The sequence below is a fragment of the Paenibacillus luteus genome, from assembly GCF_006542765.1.
GTDB classification, from domain to species: domain Bacteria; phylum Bacillota; class Bacilli; order Paenibacillales; family Paenibacillaceae; genus Pristimantibacillus; species Pristimantibacillus luteus.
The window spans coordinates 25,094-44,672 of the sequence record NZ_SKCD01000014.1 but is presented as its reverse complement, the minus strand read 5'-3'; the positions used below and the strand labels follow the sequence as shown (position 1 = coordinate 44,672).

Genomic DNA, 19,579 nt, shown 5'->3' with positions numbered 1-19,579 from the left:
AAAAAAGAGCTGAAACAAGATGGTTTCTTACAATAACAGCGCTTACAATATCTATTTTTTCATGTAATTATAGTGTTGACAATAAAATATAACGAGTGTTACTATGATGTTGCAATCAAGTTTACCGAGGTATTTTGGCGAGGAGGAATCATTTAATATCGTGAATCAAATGACTGCAATACTGGTAGGGGCCGGCGCGAGAGGGAGATTCGTATACGGAGCGTATGCGAAAAAATACCCAGAAGAAGTCAAGATTGTAGCAGTTGCTGAACCAGATAAAGAAAGAAGAGAACTTGCTGCAGAAGAATATGGGCTCTCATCCGATCAATTATATGATAGCTGGGAACAAGTATTATCCATTTCAAGAAAAGCGGATGTGGCTGTGATATCTACACAGGATCGCATGCATTATGCTCCTACGATGAAGGCGTTGGAGCTGGGTTATGATGTTCTGCTTGAGAAGCCAATGTCTCCATTGCCTGGTGAGGTCATTGCTATGGCGGAGGCGTCCCGCAGGTATAACCGTTTACTGACGGTCAGTCATGTGCTGAGATATACTCCATTTTGGTCAAAAATCAAAGAGTTGATATTAAGCGGCTCCATCGGTCGGATTGTCTCCATCCAATTAAGCGAGAATGTAGGTTATTTCCATATGGCGCATAGCTTTGTTCGCGGAAACTGGAATAAATCCGAAGAAACGAGTCCGATGATCCTGCAGAAATCCTGTCACGATATGGACATCTTGTCATGGTTAATGGATGATCGATGCATCAAAGTTAGTTCCTATGGATCCCTTCTGCATTTTCGTAAGGAGAATGCTCCTACTAGCTCGACACCTCGGTGCACGGATGGATGCGCGGTTGAACGCGAGTGTCCTTATTCAGCAATCCGTATATATGAAGAGGATGAAAAGAACGAATGGAACCGTTTTATTACAAATAATGTAACGCCGGACGGAGTTAGAGAAGCGCTTCAAAGCGGCCCTTTTGGACGCTGCGTTTATCATTGTGATAATAACGTTGTCGATCATCAGGTCGTTAATATGGAATTCCAAAACGGTCCAACCGCGTCATTTACAATGTCAGGATTCTCTCACGATATGTCTCGAACCGTTCAGATTATGGGAACGTTAGGTGAAATTAAAGGTTATATGGAAAAGAATGAAATTGTCTTTTACCCTTTTGGTAAAAAAATGATTGAAATTCCCGTTGCCGTTGAGGCAGGAGGCCACGGAGGAGGAGACGAGGGCGTGATGCGTGAATTTCTGAAGCAGGCTCGCAAGGAAAATGGCATCGATAACCAAGGTCTGACATCGGCTGAGGCATCTGTTCAAAGTCACATGATGGCATTTGCAGCAGAAGAATCAAGGCTGAACGGTGGGAACTCTGTTGCTATTGAGGAAATGAATCGGCGTTATACCCATTCTTCTTGCAGTTGAGCTGAGTTTTTGGCAGCTTCATATAGCATCAACTGAAAAATATTTAGGGGGCATATCGATGAGAAAGCTAACGGGTATATTTTTGTCTGTGTTCATGGTAGTGATTTTGTTAGCGGGATGCGCAGGGAATAAAAACAATGAGCCAGTAAGTACAGAATCCAATGTAAATCCGAATGCAAGTGATTCAAGTTCCGGAAGCGAAACTAACGTATACCCGGAGATCGGCCTGTCTAAAGATGAGAAGGTTACACTGAAAATGGGGTTTTGGGAAGCTGGGTCGGGTCGTATCTGGATGGATTTAGCGGTAAAGAAGTTTACCGAGAAGTATCCGAATGTCAAATTCGACATTACATCAACGCCAACGCTGTCAACCATACTCGAACCAAAAATTGCAGCCGGCGATGATAATGATATGTTCGATTTGTTTGTACCAAACTTCTCCGCGGTAGGCCAGCTTGAACGCTTGGCTGATATTGGAAAGCTGGAGCCGCAAGATGAGTTATGGGATCGGGAATTGCCTGGAGAGACAGGTAAAACGCTAAGATCCGTTATTTCCGATGATGCATACGATTCAGCTCTTAGTTTAGGATTTACCGCAAGGGTGCCCATTGCGGGATATACGGCAGGACTGTTCTATGATCAAAAGCTATTTGATGAGAAAGGCTGGAATAAAAGCCCGTCTACATGGGACGAGTTTGTAGCACTTTTGGATCAGATTAAAGCTGACGGCATCATTCCAATTACGTTTCCAGGTGTGTATGCCGGATATTTGACAGATTATGTGTTTAATACGATTCAATTCAGCTTGGCTAAAGCTAATGGTAGCTTTGATTCCTATATTCAGAATTTTCGTAGTTTCACAGGTGCGCAGCTCGTAACCACGGAAAACAAAGACGCTTGGAATCGTTTATATGAATTTGGTAAGAAAGATTATTTTCCTGCGGGAGTTGCTGCACTGAACCATACACAATCACAAATGCAGGTCCTTCAGCATAAGGCTGCACTCGTTTCAACTGGGGATTGGGTAGGGAATGAGATGAAAGAAAGCACACCAGAAGGCTTCACTTGGGGTTTCATGGCCATACCCGCAACGAACGATGCTGATCAAACCATATTCGTTAATTCAGGGGTAGGTGATACCGCATTTGTCATTTGGAAGAACAAACCTGATCTCAATAAACAATGGGCAAAGGAATTCATCCTAAGCTTATATGATTTTGAAATTCAGGAGTCCATTGCTTCGGAAGCGGGAGCTTATCCATCTAGACTTGATTATGGTGATGATGCTGCTCGTATCGCGAAGCTGCAGCCTACTCAAGCGGCCGTCATGGAATATGCAACTAAGCATAATGTACAGTACATTTCTTATCGCCGCGAATTTGGATTGACCAGTCCTGAAAGCGGACAGGCTGACAAACTGTTGAGCGAACTAATAACAGCAGCAGCTACTGGGAAGAAAGATCCCTCATCTGTGCTGGAAGAAGCAGAAAAATTAAAACAAATAGCCATTGAGAAAGACCGGCCAAAGAAGTAGGCAGTTTAGGTTCGGGAGGAAGGTCTGTCCTCCCGAATATTTACACTTAAGGAGGAGATTGATTGAATGCAGGAATAAACGGAAATAAAGCTTTCGTATCCAAACGACAGGGATTTGATAAAGCCAAGAGACAGCGAACCGTCTTTTTATTCCTTGCTATTGCTCCGTCATTAATTGGGTATTTTTTGTTTACCTTGTATCCGAACTTGATGTCGGTCTATTACTCGTTACTGAATTGGGATGGATTAACAGATGCCGTTTATATCGGCTTTGAAAACTATGTAAATTTGGTTAAAGATCAGTTTGTCTGGCGTGCGATGTACCATAATCTCCTTTATATGATCGTAGTGCCCACGCTCATCGTCTTTATTTCATTATTGCTGGCGTATTTACTTAACAATAAGTCTTATAAGGAAAACTCCTTATATAAGGTAATCTTTTTTTTCACAAATGTGCTTTCTACTGTTGTTATTGCTTTGTTATGGTCGTTTATATTTGATGGCAGTTTTGGGATGCTCAATGGAATATTAGAGCTATTTGGTTTTAATATGAATGATTTTTACTGGCTTGGAGATACGAGGACGGCCTTTTGGGCGCTGGTACTACCAATGGTATGGGGTGGGGTTGGTTTATATGTGGTCATTTTTATGAATGCGATAAGTGCTATTCCTAAATCCATTTACGAAGCAGCGTTTCTGGAAGGCGCGCGACCGATGGCCATTTTATTTCGAATTACGATTCCGCTCATTCGCAACGTGATTAGGGTTTGTATCGTGTTCATCATTCTTGGCTCGATTAAAGGGTTTGAAATCATTATGGTTCTTACGAACGGCGGGCCGGAAGGATCAACGGATGTCATTGGTTTATATATGTTCAATCTGGCATTCGGAAAAGAATATCATAATTATGGATATGCCTCTGCGATCGGCATGTTTTTATTCGTCGTGCTTGTTGGGGCAAAACTAATTATTGATAAATTTTTCCCAGAGGACAGTGTCGAGTTCTAGAAATGTAATCAAGGAGGTAATAAGGTATGGCAGAGCGGCGAACTTTAATGGATGGTATATGGAGACTTTTATTGCTTCTGTGGGCCGTATCCATCATTTTCCCTGTCGTATGGATTCTATACCAATCTTTCAGAACAAACACTGCTTTCTTTCAAGATATATGGGCCTTACCAACGAGCCTGAATTGGGACAACTATTCGAAAGCCTGGAATGATTATAACATTGGTCGATCATTAGTGAATACGGTGTATTATGTCGGTGTGAGTTTGGTTTTGGGTACCTTTTTAACAACCCTTAACGCTTATGCGTTAACGCGAATGAATTTTCGCGGAAGGAAGCTGATTTGGGCCTTAATCATGCTTTCACTGTTTTTGCCCGGAATCAACGCCTTGGTTCCTCAATACATCCTGATGAAGAGCTTGCATTTGACGAATAGTCTAACGGGTCTCATTATTTTGGACAGCTTTGGAGAAAATGTGTTTTTTCTAATGCTTCTTGGCGGTTTTATGTCCTCGCTTCCTAGGGATTTGGAGGAGAGTGCTTTTATGGATGGAGCTTCGATTTTCCAGACGTTCTGGCGAATCATTGTACCGTTGTCGACGCCTGGTATCGTAACCGTTGCCATCTTTAAGTTTCTTGGGTTGTACAATAACTTTCTGGGGCCGTTTATTTATTTGGGTGATCCAGCTAAATATACGATCGGGGTTAACATGTATCAAGCTAATATGAAAATGCAATATACCTCGGATTGGGTGACGATGTTTGCGGGAGTTATTATCGTGATGGTGCCTTCCATTTTATTTTATATGATGTTTCAAAAAAGAATTATGGAGGGTGCAACGATGGGGGCGATGAAAGGATGAGCAGGCATCAGCAGGTATTCTCTTTTTTCGGCGAGATCGGCGACGTAAATGGGGGAATAGATATCCTATGCAATAGGCTTGGTGTGAAACGATTGGTCTATGGAGGCTGGCCAGTCACACTCGAACGAAGGGAAAGCACTCTGTTGGTTGTCATTATTGAAGAAGCTGGTGCAATCATCCGTTATACCCACAACCATCATTTGTTTCGAGCGCTTGGGTTGTTAGTAGAGTCAATAAGAGAGAATCGATTCCAAGAGATTCGGGAGGAGCTGCAGTTCGATACGATAGGGATGATGATGGATTGCTCACGCAATGCCGTTCCTACAGTAGAGAGTGTTAAGGACCTGCTGGTTTATATGGCTCTGATTGGCATGAATACCCTTATGCTATATACCGAGGATACTTATACTATTACAGCTGAGCCATACTTTGGCTACATGCGTGGAAGATATACGGAAAGGGAATTGCAGGAATGTGATGACTTTGCGGCACGACTTGGCATTGAACTGATTCCATGTATACAGACTCTTGCACATCTGGAATCATTCCTAAAATGGGAAGCGTCGGCCCCTTTGCGAGACTCGAATGATGTTCTATTGGTAGGGCTGGATCAAACCTATCAGTTGATCCATCGCATGGTTGAAAGTGTGTCGCGCTGCTTTCGCAGTCGCCGCATACATATTGGGATGGACGAGGCTCAGGGATTAGGAAGGGGCAGGGGACTTGATCTATATGGCAACAAAAACCGTTTTGAGCTTATGAATGAGCATTTATTGAAGGTTAAGGAGATCACGATGCAGTATGGGTTGGAGCCAATGATTTGGAGTGACATGTATTTCCGGATTGGCTCTGCAACACATGAGTATTATGATCTCGAGACTGTGATCAGCAGAGCACATGCTGATCAAATTCCGCGAGGCACACAGCTCGTTTATTGGGATTATTATCATTATGATCAGGAATTTTACGCAGCTATGATAAGAAAGCATAAGGGGTTGGGTTCTGTCCCGATATTTGCTGGCGGGATTTGGAGTTGGGTGGGCATGTGTACGCATTATACTCGTACTTTTAAGTGCTCCAATGCGGCTTTATTGGCATGTAAGCAGGAAGGTGTCCGAGAGGTGTTCGTAACGGCCTGGGGAGATAACGGGGCGGAAAATGCAATAGAGACCCTCTTGCCAGGTATGCAATACTATGCTGAACATGCCTATGCCCGAGTGTTGGACGAACATAAACTGCAACAAAGAATAAGCTTTTGTACGGGAGTTCCGTATGAACATTTTATGAATATTGAATGGCTGGATCATATACCGGACATGCCTACACCGCATGAGGATTTCTCTAATCCATCTAAATTTTTGTTATGGCAGGATGTATTAATGGGTCTCTTTGACAAGCATGTCGAGAACGTAGCGCTTTCAGCGCATTATGGACGACTAGCAGAGCTGTTTCGTGAGCAAGGTAGAGTTGCAGGGGAGCAGGCCAAGCTTCTGTTTAGTCTACATGCCTCTTTAAGCGATGTACTAAGATTAAAAGCTGATTTAGGATTACGACTAAGGAAGGCTTACAAGGAAGGCGATCGTATTGTCCTAGCTCAAATAGCAGAAGATTTGTTGCCTGAATTATTGTTAAATGTTGAAGCATTGAGGATTTCTCACCGCAAGCAATGGATGAAGACGAATAAACCGCAGGGGTGGGAAATACTCGATATTCGCTATGGAGGTTTATTGGCAAGACTGGAGTCGGCGCAAGCCAGAATAGTTGATTTCTTGGAGGGGACAATCATTCAAATAGAGGAGTTGGAAGAAGAGAGAATCTATTTTGACAATAGGTTAGGAGCTGGGGGTATACAAGCAGATTATTATACTACCTATCATCTTATTGCGAGTGCGAATAAGTTTACTTGAATCAAATGGTGCCTATATAAGGAGGAGATCAGATGAACCGTAACAAGATAAATGAGAGCACTAAGCCTATATTTATTAGAAAGTTCTTTATCATGTTCTTTGTTTTAATTTTACTAAGCAGTTATTTACCTTTAATTCAGGAAAATACAATAGCAGCGGCAACAATATCAACTGCTACGAACTCTGATATTTCGGGACATTGGGCAGAAGCAACGCTAAGTCGCTGGATAGAAGAAGGAAATATCAAGGGGTATGAGGACGGGAGATTTGCTCCAGAAAAATGGCTTACTCGAGGAGAGTTAGCGGCATTAATTAATCGTACTTTTGATTTTACAGAGAAGAAAGAGCTCACATTCACTGATTTGTCCAAAAGCGATTGGGCTTATGAGGATCTTGCCAAGGCACTGCAAGCAGGTTATCTTCAAGGCTATGAAAATGGAACGATCCGTCCGAAGAATACGGTAAGTAGACAGGAAGCGGCGGTTGTCATTGCCCGACTACTCGGAGTAGAAGCGGAAGACGAGAGGAATACCGCAGAAAGTTTTAGTGATTATACGTCTATTGCTCATTGGAGCCAAGCTGCGGTTGGGAATCTGACTCATCGCAAGATTGTTACCGGTTATGAAGACGGCAGCTTTAAACCGTTATCCTCTTTGACCCGAGCGGAGGCTGTGGTTATATTGGACCGTGCATTAGCGGCCAAATCTTCAGATGCCCATTTTAATCAAGTGGGTGTTTATGGTGGCAAGGATAAAAGTCGAACGATCGCTGGAAACGTTTTTGTAAGCGCTACCGATGTGTCGTTGGAAAATATGATAATTGAAGGCGACTTGATTTTACAAGCGGAAATTGGTGAAGGAAATGTATTTCTAGAGAATGTTACTGTTCATGGGAACACCATTATTCGTGCAGGTGGAGAGAACAGTATCCACTTTACGGATTGCGTATTGAATAAGGTGATTATCGACAAAAAACAAGGCAGTGTCCGTGTGGTTGCCCATGGCAGCACCAAATCTACTAATGTCATCATAAGATCGTCAACAATCCTAGAGAATGCGGAGCCAGAAGGAACCGGATTTAATCACATTACATTGGATGCCCGGATGCCGGCACAATCGGTGGTTAAGCTTATTGGAAGCTTCGACGTTGTCAATGTATTGTCTGGGAAAATTGAAATCATTATAGCTTCAGGTGTTATTCAAACCTTAAAGATAGTGGAGAGTGCAGTTGAAACAAAGTTGACCGTGCAGGAGCAAGGGAAGATTATTCAGCTTATTTTGGAGAGCGTCGCAGCTGTATGGGGGAAAGGGGAAATTGAAAAGGCTGTATTAGGCTTAAAGGCAGAGGCAACCAAGTTTGAGAGAGCGCCTTTGAAAATTGTGAGAGGCTCGTCAGATTCAAATAGTGGAAATGCCAGCGGCAATGGAAATAATAACGGTCATGGAGGGGAAACGGGTCCGGTTAACAATGTAACCAGTGTTCGTGCGACTAACGGAACGATAACGATAAAATTAGCTGTTTATCCGTCAAGCGATCTATCAGCTGCCGATTTTATCATTCGGCAAAGAATCAATGATCAATCGCTAGTCATTGTTACCCCTAGCGCCATTACAGGATCGGCGATAACACAGCAGGTAGTTATATCAGTACCTGCTATTCCATACGGAGTTGTGGAACAACAACTTTCGTATAGTGTCTCTTACAATAATGGTCTTGCTGTTGAGTCTGATCCGCTGACGGTTGCTTCAGGTCTGGCCATAATCTCAGGCGGTCTTGCGCAATCGGTTATCGTTGCGCCTGATCAGAACGATAACGCCAAAGCGAGAGCAGCGGCATTGAAGTTAAGTAAATATATTAAGAAGACTACTGGAATTGAGTTGCAAGTTCTGACCTTTGGGGCGGTTATACCGGAGCATTTGCTGCCCATTTATGTGGGACTTACAAATGCTAATAACAAGGAACATATTGACGAATTACTATTGGAAGTAGAAGGTGACGGTTTTGTCATCGATTCCGTTTCTGACTCAATTACGATTATCGGATCTACAGATTGGGGAACGGAGTTCGGTGTCGACGAATTTCTGGAGGCCTATGTAGGGGTTAGGTGGCTTATGCCGGGAGCTGATGGAGAGTATATTCCTCAGAATGCGAGCTTGAACATCCCTAAGACAACCGTAGTTCAGAATCCATCTTTCTTTTCTAGATTGTTTGGTTCAAGTAACCGTGTCTCTTGGGCAGAGGATAATCGAGTTTATCGACAAATCAGTTTAAGCCATTCCATGTTTGATTTGTTTGCTCCCTCAAAATATTTAGAAGAACATCCTGACTGGTATCCAACAAGTATTCCTAACCCAATTGGCGGCTGGCAGCCTTGTTACAGTAATAGCGCAACGGCGGATAAAGCCATTGAACTCATTAATCAATATTTTACAGACCACCCGGAGGCGATTTCCTTTTCCATTTCTGTTAATGACGGCGGTGGCTATTGTGAAGCAAACCCTAGCCATCCCGGTTATACCGATAAAATCAATTCTCTTGGTATGCCAAATATGTCGGACATCTACTTTAAGTGGGTGCAAACAGTGGCAGAAGGCGTAAATGAGCAGCACGCGGATAAATATTTAAGTACCATTGCTTATCATGAAACCTATGAGGCTCCTTCCATTGCATCAGGCATTCAACTGCCTTCTAATGTGCTTGTCTATATTACAGACGAAAGATTGAGCTGGGCAGATCCGGTTATGGCCAGTAAAGGTAAGCAACTGACAGAGCGCTGGAAGCAGGTTGCTCCGGGAGCATCCTTCTATGAATATTTGTATGGAGGACCCTATGTTCTTCCTCGCTCATACTTTCATCAAATGGCAGATAATTACAGGTACGCTTATGAAACAGGTATTCAAGCACAAACCACAGAGTTGGCGCCGAATTTCGGTGAAGGTCCTAAAGGTTGGATCGCAGCCAAGCTGCAATGGGATGCTACTGCGGACGTAGATGTGCTGCTTCATGACTGGTATATTAATGCAGTTGGTGCCGATGCTGCGCCGTATTTAGCTAAGTATTATGCTCACTGGGAAGATTTTTGGCAAAATCGTATCTTTGAATCGGATTGGTATAAGGCATGGAGTTTGGCGAACCCTCGTTTTAATTTTATGACATTCATGGATGCCAGCTATTTGCAAATCGTAAATGATACCGAGATGGCACAAAGTCGTCAATGGCTGGAACAGGCAGTGGCGAAAGCACAGTTGACGGGCACGGCCTCCCAGCTTGTACGTGCTCAGAAGCTGTTAAAGTCATTTGAATACTACGAATCCTCCGTGTTGACCTACCCGGGTAATTTGGAAGCGTCAGGTGCGATTACAAGTGAAAGTATGGGAATTTCCTTACTGAATGAAATCATAAGCCGACTTGCGCTATCCGATAAGCGAAAAGAACTGGTAGAAGAGTTTAAATCCGATAACATTCTATCCATCGAATGGTCGCCGGAAGCTTATGGGATGATGTGGTCAGGCATTAAAAGCAGCGACATACAATCTTTGGTGGAATGGATAAAGAGTGAACCGCCAACGGGCGGAGTAAGAATTCGAATGAATGACATCATTCAAACGGAGGCTTCCGCATACGCCGTTCATTATGTAAAGCTGATCCTAGCAATGGCAGATGAAGGAACGACAATGAATACGAATACTTCCTTTGAGCAAGGGAATGGAATAAATTCTGAGGATTGGTGGTATTGGTTGGAGTTTGGACAATCCTCTGAAGACAATATTCATCGAAGTAATGAATATCCGAGATCAGATGATTATGGACTGAAGTTAAATGGACTGAAATTGGGAGGACCTGTCTATGAACTCGGTGAGGTGAATGCTGGTTATCATGGTATGTCGGCTTATTACTATGTACCTGAGGCATTGCAAATGGAAGGGACATTGCAATTATTTATTTATTATAATGATGCAAACGGTAATTGGCTGGCGTCTTCATACAATGAAGAGAAGCAGCTGAAAGATGCTGAAAGCGGATGGAATTTGGCTGAATGGGTGGGCAATATTCCGGAAAAGGTTGACGGAATACCTGTTAAAAAATTGCAATTTGGCGTCAAAGTGAGTAACTTAAAGGATAATAAAATTATTTATTTGGATGATGTGGATTTTTTCAGATTGAGTGATCCTTATATACCTCCAATTACAGGTGAACTACCGTTAAATCAGAACAGTTCATTTGAGATTGGTTCTGTAGGGGCAGATGATGCCCTCCCATGGTCTTATTGGATTGATGGAAGCAATAAGTATATCACTACGGGAGTAGGGAGGAGCGACGAGCAGCATAGGACGGGGAATGTTGCTTTGAAGGCCGAAAGTATGAAGGCGGGTGCGGTAAGTCAAATTGTAGCTGTCGAACCTGGTAATTATCGAATATCTTCATGGTTTAAGACAGCGACGGGCGGTTCAGCGAACGGTAAGCTGAAGCTATATGTAGATTTGCTTAACCAGAACAACGCAATCATTGGTGAGATCGTTATGAATCCCGAACAAGTAGGTGATACGAACGGAGAATGGAAGGAGACTGAGTGGTTAGGCATCGTGCCAGAGCAAATCAGCGGTCAAGCTGTAGCTCGAATTAGAATGTCAATATTGCTGTCCGATTTCGCAGAAGGGGAAATCATCTATTTGGACGATGTGGAACTGTTTGAGCAAGAGCCTCCTAATCTAGATTATATATTGAATAAGAATGCATCCTTCGAGGAAGGATCGGCAGGTACAGATGATGCTTTGCCTTGGTCATACTGGATTAACGAAAGCACCAGATTTGCCACTACCGCCATAAATAGAAGTAATGAGCAGAATAAGAAGGGAGTCTTCAGCTTAAAGGCTGACAGTGTGAGCGCAGGAGCGATCAGCCAAATAGTCGATGTGACTCCCGGAGATTATCAAACGTCGCTTTGGTACAAGACTGAGACAGGCGGCTCAACCAATGGCAAACTTAGGCTGTATGTGGACTTTCTCAATCAAAATAATGTCATATTAGGCGAATTTCTGATGGACCCTGTTGAGGTGGGTGATACACAAGGGGAGTGGCTGGAGACGAAATGGAAGGGAACGGTACCCGACTCCATTAATGGTCAAGCTGTAACCCGCGTGCGGATTGCTTTGTTGTTGAACCAGTTTGGGGAAGGGGAAGTTGTATATTTGGATGATATGGAGTTTTCTATACAAGAACCAACTCCTGTTGAAGATTCTCCATTGAACGACAATATATCCTTTGAGGAAGGTTCGGCAGGCACGGATGACGCGTTGCCTTGGTCTTATTGGATTGATGGGGGAAATAACTTTGTAACTACGTCGATAAGCAGAAGCGGTGAACAATTCAAAACCGGTGATTTCAGCTTGAAGGCGGATGGCGTGAATCTAGGAGCCATTAGCCAACTTGTCAACGTAGTCCCTGGAGATTATCGCATGTCAACTTGGTACAAAACTGCGGCAGGCGGTTCAGTAGCAGGCAAGATAAGGCTATATGTCGATTTTCTTAACTCAAATAATGCTATTATAGGCGATTTGTTAATCGATCCCTTGGAAGTAGGAGATACGCTGGGAGAATGGAAAGAGAGGGAATGGGCAGGTACGGTGCCGACTGAATTAAATGGTCAGGCTGTTAGCCGTATCAGAATTAATATCTTGCTTACGGATTTTGCGGAAAGTGAGATTTTATATCTGGATGATATGGGTTTGTATTTACAGGAGCTTGCTCCTGCAGATTCATCCATTTGAAGTAACACATGCTGTCTTTGATGCCAACTTTGCGGCAACAGTTTCTCATTCTAATCATGAATATGAGCGATACGGATAGGATTAACTTGGTTTTTTAATAACTTTAAATATGTGCCTCCATCCCCGTTGAATAGCATGGGGTGGAGGCTCATTGTATTATTTAGATTTGTGAAGGATACAGCAACTCATCGATTTGCATACGGGAAGTAACACCAATGAAATAAGCCGATCGATAAGTCTTACACCATAAAAGTAGTTTCGTCCCCCCACATTGATGGATTGCCCCATCCCGTTAGCCCGTCTCCTTCTTATACAATGAAGCTACAACACGGGAGGAGATGGAAGCATGCAAAGAAATCGAATAGGTGCCTACTTGTTCAGCTTTCCCAGTTTTTTTCTGACAATGGCCCTTGGCGTATATCCGGTATTTTGGGCGCTTCGATATATGTTTTATGAATACCAGGGTTACGGGACGCCTAAATTTATTGGGCTTGAGAACTTTGCCAGAGTGGCGCGTGATACAGAGTTCTGGCAGTCAGTGGCGAATACGTTTGTGTATGCGGGAGGCAAACTGATTATAACGCTTCCGTTATCGCTAATTCTGGCTGTTATCCTAAATCGCAAGCTGCGCGGCCGCCATGCTTTCCGAGCGATCTTTTTCCTGCCGACGATTTTTAGCGCTTCGGTTATGTCCATCGTGTTTTATATTGTTTTTAACTCTTACAACGGTATTATCAACCAATACCTCATAAAGCTGAATATCGTATCGGGTCCCGTCGATTGGCTCGGTGCAGCTCATGCGATGCTAACGATTATTATCATTGCAGTATGGGGAGCCGTGGGCAACTATATGCTTCTCTTCATTGCAGGTTTGCAGGGCATTCCTGAGGATGTCTACGAAGCTGCGTCGCTGGACGGCGTAAATCCGGCTCAACGCTTATGGTACATTACGATTCCGATGCTGGGGCCTGTGCTTCAGATGATTATCATGCTGGCGATTACAACTTCTCTCAAAGGCTACGAGAGCATCATGGTCTTGACCGAAGGCGGACCTTTTGGCAAAACAGAAGTTATGTATCTCTACTTGTATAAATTGTTTTTCCCGCTTACCACGACAGGCACCTCTGTGCAAAATATCGGTTACGGCAGCGCGGTCGGCTTCACGACAGCCATCATCGTCGGTTTGGTCACCTGGCTTTACTTCTGGATGTCGAAAAAGCTGAACAACGTTTATTAAGGGGGGAATAAAACATGACTATTCGTAAATTGCTGGTTCGAACGCCGGTATGGATTTTGCTGATCATTACGGCGGGGCTTATGCTGTTTCCAATCGTAATCGCGCTGCTTGGCTCCTTCAAGACCAATTTGGAGCTGACGACGGGAGCGACGGTGTTCCCTATAAAATGGCAATTTCAAAACTACGTAGAGGCATGGAATAAAGCTGATTTTTCCGGCTTCACGTTCAATAGCGTATATGTTGCCGTATTCACTACGATAGGGACGCTGCTCGTAGCCGCTATGGCGGCCTATGCAGTCGACCGTGTCGCTTTCAGGGGGAAAAAGCTGTTTATTTTTCTCCAATCGTTTACGCTGTTCATTTCGATTGGAGCCGTGGTGTTGAAGCCGCAGTTTAATCTCATGGTAGCCATCGGTTTGCAGAAATCATTATGGGGTGTCATAATCATTCTAATCAGCGCCCACGCTACCGCGTTCTTCATGATCATTGGCTTTTTCCGCGGCATTCCGAAGGATTTGGATGAAGCGGCACTCATTGACGGCTGCAATTTTTATTCGACCTTTTGGAGAATTATTTTGCCGCTCCTTAGGCCGGCGCTGGCTGTCGTGGCGCTATTCACCTTCCGAAACGCTTGGAATGAATATATCCTGCCGCTTGTTTTCTCGCTATCACGTCCTGATCTGCAAACGCTGCCTGTAGGGCTCGCGAATTTGAGATATGGGGCAGGAGCAGCCGTAGAAAATCAACTGATGCTGGCAGGCGCATGCATCTCTATTTTACCTATGCTGATCGTATACATTTTTGCTAACCGTTCCTTCATGCAGGTCACGGCTGGTTCGGTAAAGGGCTAATTATTTCATATATTGAGGCGATGGACAACATGAAACAGCTATTCAGAAAGATGTCGCTAAAAAGACGGATTTGGGTCTCTTTTGTTTTGCTCACCGTCGTTTGCATTTCAGTCACGGGAACTTATGTTTCCGTGTTTTTTTCTCGTGAAATGAAAACACAGGCAACCAAGACAAGTCAGGATACCTTAAACAAAACGGCGCAGGTGTTTGACGAGCGGCTGCGGAATATCGTCGTCTCTGTGTCTACGCTCATGATGGGCGAGCCGTTCCAGCGCACGATGCGTGATGTTCAAGCAAGCAACAGCAAGGAATATTATAACCGCCTCTCCCAGTTGCAAACCCCTTTTGCCCAGATGATGCTTGCCGAGCAGTCGATTGATTCTGTGCTGGTGCATACGTCCATCGGTGACTTTTACCCGACAGAGAGCAAGCGCAGCTCGTTTCACATCACGGATACTTTCATTAATGCCATGATCCTGAAAGCGCCGAAGCAATGGGCAACGCTTTGGGTAAGCGGGCACACCGATCAGCTGTTCAGCCGAGGAAATTCAGTTATATCTTTAATCATCAAACCACTATACGAAATGCAGCTGCCAGGCGTTTATGTCATTGTTAATATTCGGGAAGATTATTTGGAAGAGCTGATACAGGCTCATCTGCAGGAGGGCAGTCTAAGGCAGCTTGTCGTTGATCGCAGCACCGAGCAGGCTGTATTTTCCACGGAGACGGGTTTGCCCAATGATAACAAGCTGCTTTATGAACAGGTAGCCCTCAGCAGCAGAGGCCATTTTGAATATTTATCGGAGAGCAACAATCCCTTTCTGGTGAACTATGTAGCGCTTGGCATGAATCCTGACTGGGTTCTTATCGGCTACCAATCCAAATCCAAGCTGCTGGAGCCGGTCCAGCACATGCGCTGGACGATTCTTACGATTATGGGGGTTTGCGTCGTATTGGCGCTGGTGATGTCCAGTATGCTGTCGGAGCTTCTGCTGAAGCCGCTGTCCAAGCTTCGCAACCTGATGCTCAAGGTTGAGCAGAATCAGCTTGACGTGCGTTTCGAGAGCGTATTCGAGGATGAGATCAGTCAGGTTGGCCACAAGTTCAACCGAATGCTAGGGCAAATCAGTGAACTCATTGAAGAGGTCAAAGTATCCGAGCAGGCGAAACGAAAATCAGAAATTAAGGCGCTGCAGGCCCAAATCGATCCTCATTTTTTGTACAACACTTTAAATACGATTTATTGGAAGAGCGAGATGGAGGAGCAGCAGGATGTCAGCGGCATGATTGTATCGCTGTCGCTTCTGTTCCGGCTCGGTCTTAATAATGGCAAGGAAATCACAACACTACGGCAGGAGCTTGAGCATGTTGCGCAATATTTGAAGCTGCAGGCGATGTGTTATCCTGATTTGTTTACCTATGAAATGCCGACCGTGGATGAGGAGCTTATGAATATACCGGTGCTCAAAATTATCCTGCAGCCGCTCGTGGAAAATTCGATTTTGCATGGCTTGCAGGAGCTTCCGCATCTTGGAATCATTCGAATAGAAGTGGCTGCCGCGGAGGGGATGCTGATGCTCACCGTAACGGATAACGGAAGCGGGATGGATGCAGCGCGCGTAGAAAAGATGCTGAACGGCGCTGACACGGAGCATACAAGCTACGCGCTCTCTAATGTAGGAGCCAGATTGTCGCTATATTACGGGTATAAGGCTGCAATGAAGCTCGAAAGCGAGCCGGGCGTAAAAACGTCGGTTACGCTAATCATGCCTATTCAAGAGGTGATCAACGAATGAACGGGATAACGATGTGCATTATCGATGATGTGAGAACAGTGATAGACGGCATTCTAAAAAAGATTCCATGGTCGGAGCATGGCATCGAAATAGCAGGCACGGCTATGAACGGCAAGGATGGCCTGCAGCTCATCAAGGACAAGCATCCCGATATCGTGATGACGGATATCCGGATGCCGATGCAAAGCGGAATCGATATGGTTCGCGAGTTGAAGGAGAATGGAGAGCAAGGCCCGCAAGTCATCTTTTTCAGCGGCTACTCCGACTTCACTTACGCGCAGGAATCGGTCCGGCTTGGGGCGTTCGATTATTTAGTCAAGCCCTTTACCACCGAGCAAGTGGTGGATGTGGTATTACGCGCTAAAGCCAAAATTGAAGCGCAAAGGCTGGAGCAACTGGACCGGCTGGCACTGGAGAGAAAGGTAAGGGAGAGTCTGCCTTATTTGCGGCAGGAGTATTTCCGATTATTGATCCGCCATGACGAGCTGCCTGAACGGGCATATGAGAAATGGGATTTTCTCGGTATCGATATGGGAACCTGCGGTTTTGTCGCCATGGCGGTGCAAATTGACGGCTTAATGAACGAGCGTTCGCCATTGCCTGTACGAGAGGTAGAGCTTATCCGGTTTGCGATCCAGAACATTTTGGAGGAAACGATTAAGAAGCAAGGCAAAGGAATCGTGTTTCGGGAGCACTTAGGCCAGTTTGTCGTGCTGCTGAACCCGGAGCGGGAAGTCGATGTGCTCGCAATCGCAGAAGCATGCAGGCATCATGTGAATCTTTATGCGAAACGTGATATTTCCATAGGCGTCGGAGGCTGGGTGGAAGGCATCGGGGAGATTGCCTTGTCGTATGAACAAGCCAAAACGGCGCTCAGCTATCAATTTTATTCCGGAAGCGGCTGTATTATTTCCTATCGAGATATTGAGCGGCAGGATCATATTACGCCTCATTATTCCGCAGACAAGGAGACGGAGCTGCTGTATTGTCTGCGTTCGGGCAACCGGGAAGGAACCGATCGGCTGCTTGCCAGCATAGCAGAAGAATGTCTCCGTTATCCGGCTCCGCCTGATCCGGATGTGATGACAAACTTATTTTACGGATTGGCCTTCTCTATGTACCGAGTCATTGCTGAGAAAGCGGACACAAAGCAGCGCATTTGGCTGGATGATCGTTTGAGTGCAATGAAGAAGGGGCGCTACCTCTCGACGGAAGAGCTGATCAGAGATGTGAGAGAGCTGGGGTTAACCGGAAGCGAATGGGTTCAGAAGCGTCAGAAAAATGATGTGGGCCAACTGATCCACCAAGCCGTGAATTATGTGAGCGGCCGACTGGGCAGCGATTTGACGGTACAGGAATGCGCGAGTGTTGTCCATTTAAGCCCCAGCTATTTCTCGAATTTGTTCAAGAAGGAAATAGGCATGACGTTTATGCAGTACGTAACGACCGCGCGAATGGAACGGGCCAAAGAGCTGCTGCTGGAAGGCATGCAGGTGCAGGACATCACCTTTGAGCTCGGCTATCGGGATCGGCCATACTTCAGCGAGCTGTTCAAGAAGCATACCGGGCAGACGCCTACGGAATTTCGCAGCAAATACGAAAGCACAGAGAGCAAAGGCGAATCAGAGTGATTTTCCCCTCCTAGGATCGTGTTTTTGTCCTTCTTGGGATGAAGCGCTTAGGTGCTACAATGAGGGCAGCAAGATGAGCCGGACGGGTTATGCCGGAGGAACATCACTTGCCACACAAAGGGGAGGTACGACAGATGAAGAAAAGTTTTGTAACGAAGAGTACACTTTCGGTCTGTTACTTACTGGTTATGGCTTTAATGCTTGCAGCATGCTCGTCGAACAACGGGTCGAACGAGAATTCAGAAGCTGCTGAAGGCAGCGGCGGAACGGCCAAGACAAAAATTGCTTATTGGACGATAGACCGCCACGATATGGATTACATGCAGCAGCAGGTGGATAACTATAACGCTACAAACACGGATAATATTGAAGTCGAAATGAAAGTCATGGCAGATAATTATAATCAGGCGGTAGAGGTTGCTTTTGCAAGCAATCAGGCACCTGACATTTTCCGCAGCGGCGATTTCCAAACCTATGTGAACAAAGGATATTATGCTCAGCTTGACACGTTGTTAAGCGACGAGTTTCTAGCTAAATTTGACGGCTTGCTGGTAGATGACATTTACACGAAAGATGGACATGTCTATACGCTTCCGAATACCGGCCAATTTTGGCGTTTGCTTTATAATGTGGATTTGATGGAGAAGGCAGGCTACACCGAGCCTCCTAAGACGCTTGATGAAATGGTCGAAATGGCCCGAAAAATAACGGAAATGGGCAAGTCGGAAGGCGTATACGGCTTTGCAAGCAACTTTAAAAACGGTTCCGGATTTACACGTCCGGCGTTTGCATCCGGCTCGCTAGGCTCGGAATCCAGCCATGAGGGCTTTAATTTCCAAACGGGAGAATTCGACTTTGGCATGTATGGCGACATTGCACAGGCTCTTCGCCAAATCAAAGTGGATGGCAGCATGATTCCTGGGGCGGAATCACTTGATATTGATCCGCTGCGCGCACAATTTGCACAAGGGAAAATTGGGATGTATGTAAATCATTCTAGCGAGCCAGCGGTGTATACCTCGCAGTTCCCGACGGATATTCGTTGGGCATCCACCATTGTACCAACAAAAGATGGTCAAATTAACGGTGTTTCCTGGGTCAATGCTGGCGGCTATATCGGAATTAGCGCCAAATCGAACAAGCAGGAAGCAGCTGTGAAATTTCTTGAGTATTTGTATAACGTAGAGCTTCGTTCAGAATATCAGGAGAAGGGCCTTGGCCTCTCTGTTCTGCCTTATGTCAATGAGGTGGCGGGCAAGCCGGAACTGGCAGGGATTGAAGGGTTTCTTCCAACGAAGTATGATGGTATTTATCCGGCAACGCCTCTTTCGATCACGGAGACGAAGCTTGAAGGCAAGAAATTCACCGATGTCTTCATTGAATATATATTGACGGGCAATCAGGAGCTTGGCACCGCGATTGAGGATTTGAACGCCAGATATGGCAAGGCGCTCGAAGCAGCTCGTAAAGAAGGATTAACGAATGTTCAGGCTAATCCCTCATTCAGCGCCAAGAGCCTTCAGGGCTCCCTAGGCGAATAGGTTTTC

General features: G+C 45.1%; 11 protein-coding genes. All 11 read left to right on the top strand.

All coding sequences use genetic code 11. From position 1 onward, the window contains the following. Positions 1 to 160: 160 nt before the first annotated feature. The 11 genes from E0496_RS12775 to E0496_RS12725 all read left to right on the top strand — a co-directional run bounded on the left by E0496_RS12775 (position 161) and on the right by E0496_RS12725 (position 19,573). The gene (locus E0496_RS12775; protein ID WP_141502084.1) at positions 161 to 1,438 is read left to right on the top strand and encodes a Gfo/Idh/MocA family protein; all 1,278 of its coding nucleotides are present in this window, start codon (positions 161 to 163) and stop codon (positions 1,436 to 1,438) included. Between the two features lie 58 nt (positions 1,439 to 1,496). Next, positions 1,497 to 2,972: an ABC transporter substrate-binding protein gene (locus tag E0496_RS12770; RefSeq protein WP_141502083.1), complete on the top strand. Its 1,476-nt coding sequence runs from the start codon at positions 1,497 to 1,499 to the stop codon at positions 2,970 to 2,972. 62 nt (positions 2,973 to 3,034) lie between these two features. Further along, a complete protein-coding gene (locus tag E0496_RS12765) occupies positions 3,035 to 3,979 on the top strand; it encodes a carbohydrate ABC transporter permease (protein WP_141502082.1) in 945 nt (314 codons plus the stop codon). Between the two features lie 26 nt (positions 3,980 to 4,005). After that, entirely contained in the window at positions 4,006 to 4,842 is an 837-nt protein-coding gene (locus E0496_RS12760; RefSeq protein WP_141502081.1) for a carbohydrate ABC transporter permease, read from the top strand. Further along, a complete protein-coding gene (locus tag E0496_RS12755) occupies positions 4,839 to 6,749 on the top strand; it encodes a beta-N-acetylhexosaminidase (protein ID WP_141502080.1) in 1,911 nt (636 codons plus the stop codon). The genes E0496_RS12760 and E0496_RS12755 overlap by 4 nt, the downstream gene beginning before the upstream one ends. A 32-nt stretch (positions 6,750 to 6,781) precedes the next feature. Continuing rightward, positions 6,782 to 12,517, top strand: coding sequence for a DUF4838 domain-containing protein (locus tag E0496_RS12750; protein WP_141502079.1), 5,736 nt, complete (start codon positions 6,782 to 6,784; stop codon positions 12,515 to 12,517). 346 nt (positions 12,518 to 12,863) lie between these two features. After that, positions 12,864 to 13,754, top strand: coding sequence for a carbohydrate ABC transporter permease (locus E0496_RS12745; RefSeq protein WP_139993480.1), 891 nt, complete (start codon positions 12,864 to 12,866; stop codon positions 13,752 to 13,754). A gap of 14 nt (positions 13,755 to 13,768) precedes the next feature. Beyond that, positions 13,769 to 14,605 (top strand): carbohydrate ABC transporter permease, encoded by an 837-nt coding sequence (locus E0496_RS12740; protein ID WP_141502078.1) that lies wholly within the window; start codon positions 13,769 to 13,771, stop codon positions 14,603 to 14,605. A gap of 50 nt (positions 14,606 to 14,655) precedes the next feature. Continuing rightward, a complete protein-coding gene (locus E0496_RS12735) occupies positions 14,656 to 16,401 on the top strand; it encodes a cache domain-containing sensor histidine kinase (RefSeq protein ID WP_241674771.1) in 1,746 nt (581 codons plus the stop codon). Further along, positions 16,398 to 18,032: a response regulator transcription factor gene (locus E0496_RS12730; protein WP_141502076.1), complete on the top strand. Its 1,635-nt coding sequence runs from the start codon at positions 16,398 to 16,400 to the stop codon at positions 18,030 to 18,032. The genes E0496_RS12735 and E0496_RS12730 overlap by 4 nt, the downstream gene beginning before the upstream one ends. A gap of 134 nt (positions 18,033 to 18,166) precedes the next feature. Beyond that, positions 18,167 to 19,573, top strand: a complete 1,407-nt coding sequence (locus E0496_RS12725; RefSeq protein WP_141502075.1) for an ABC transporter substrate-binding protein — start codon at positions 18,167 to 18,169, stop codon at positions 19,571 to 19,573. Positions 19,574 to 19,579: the final 6 nt, after the last annotated feature.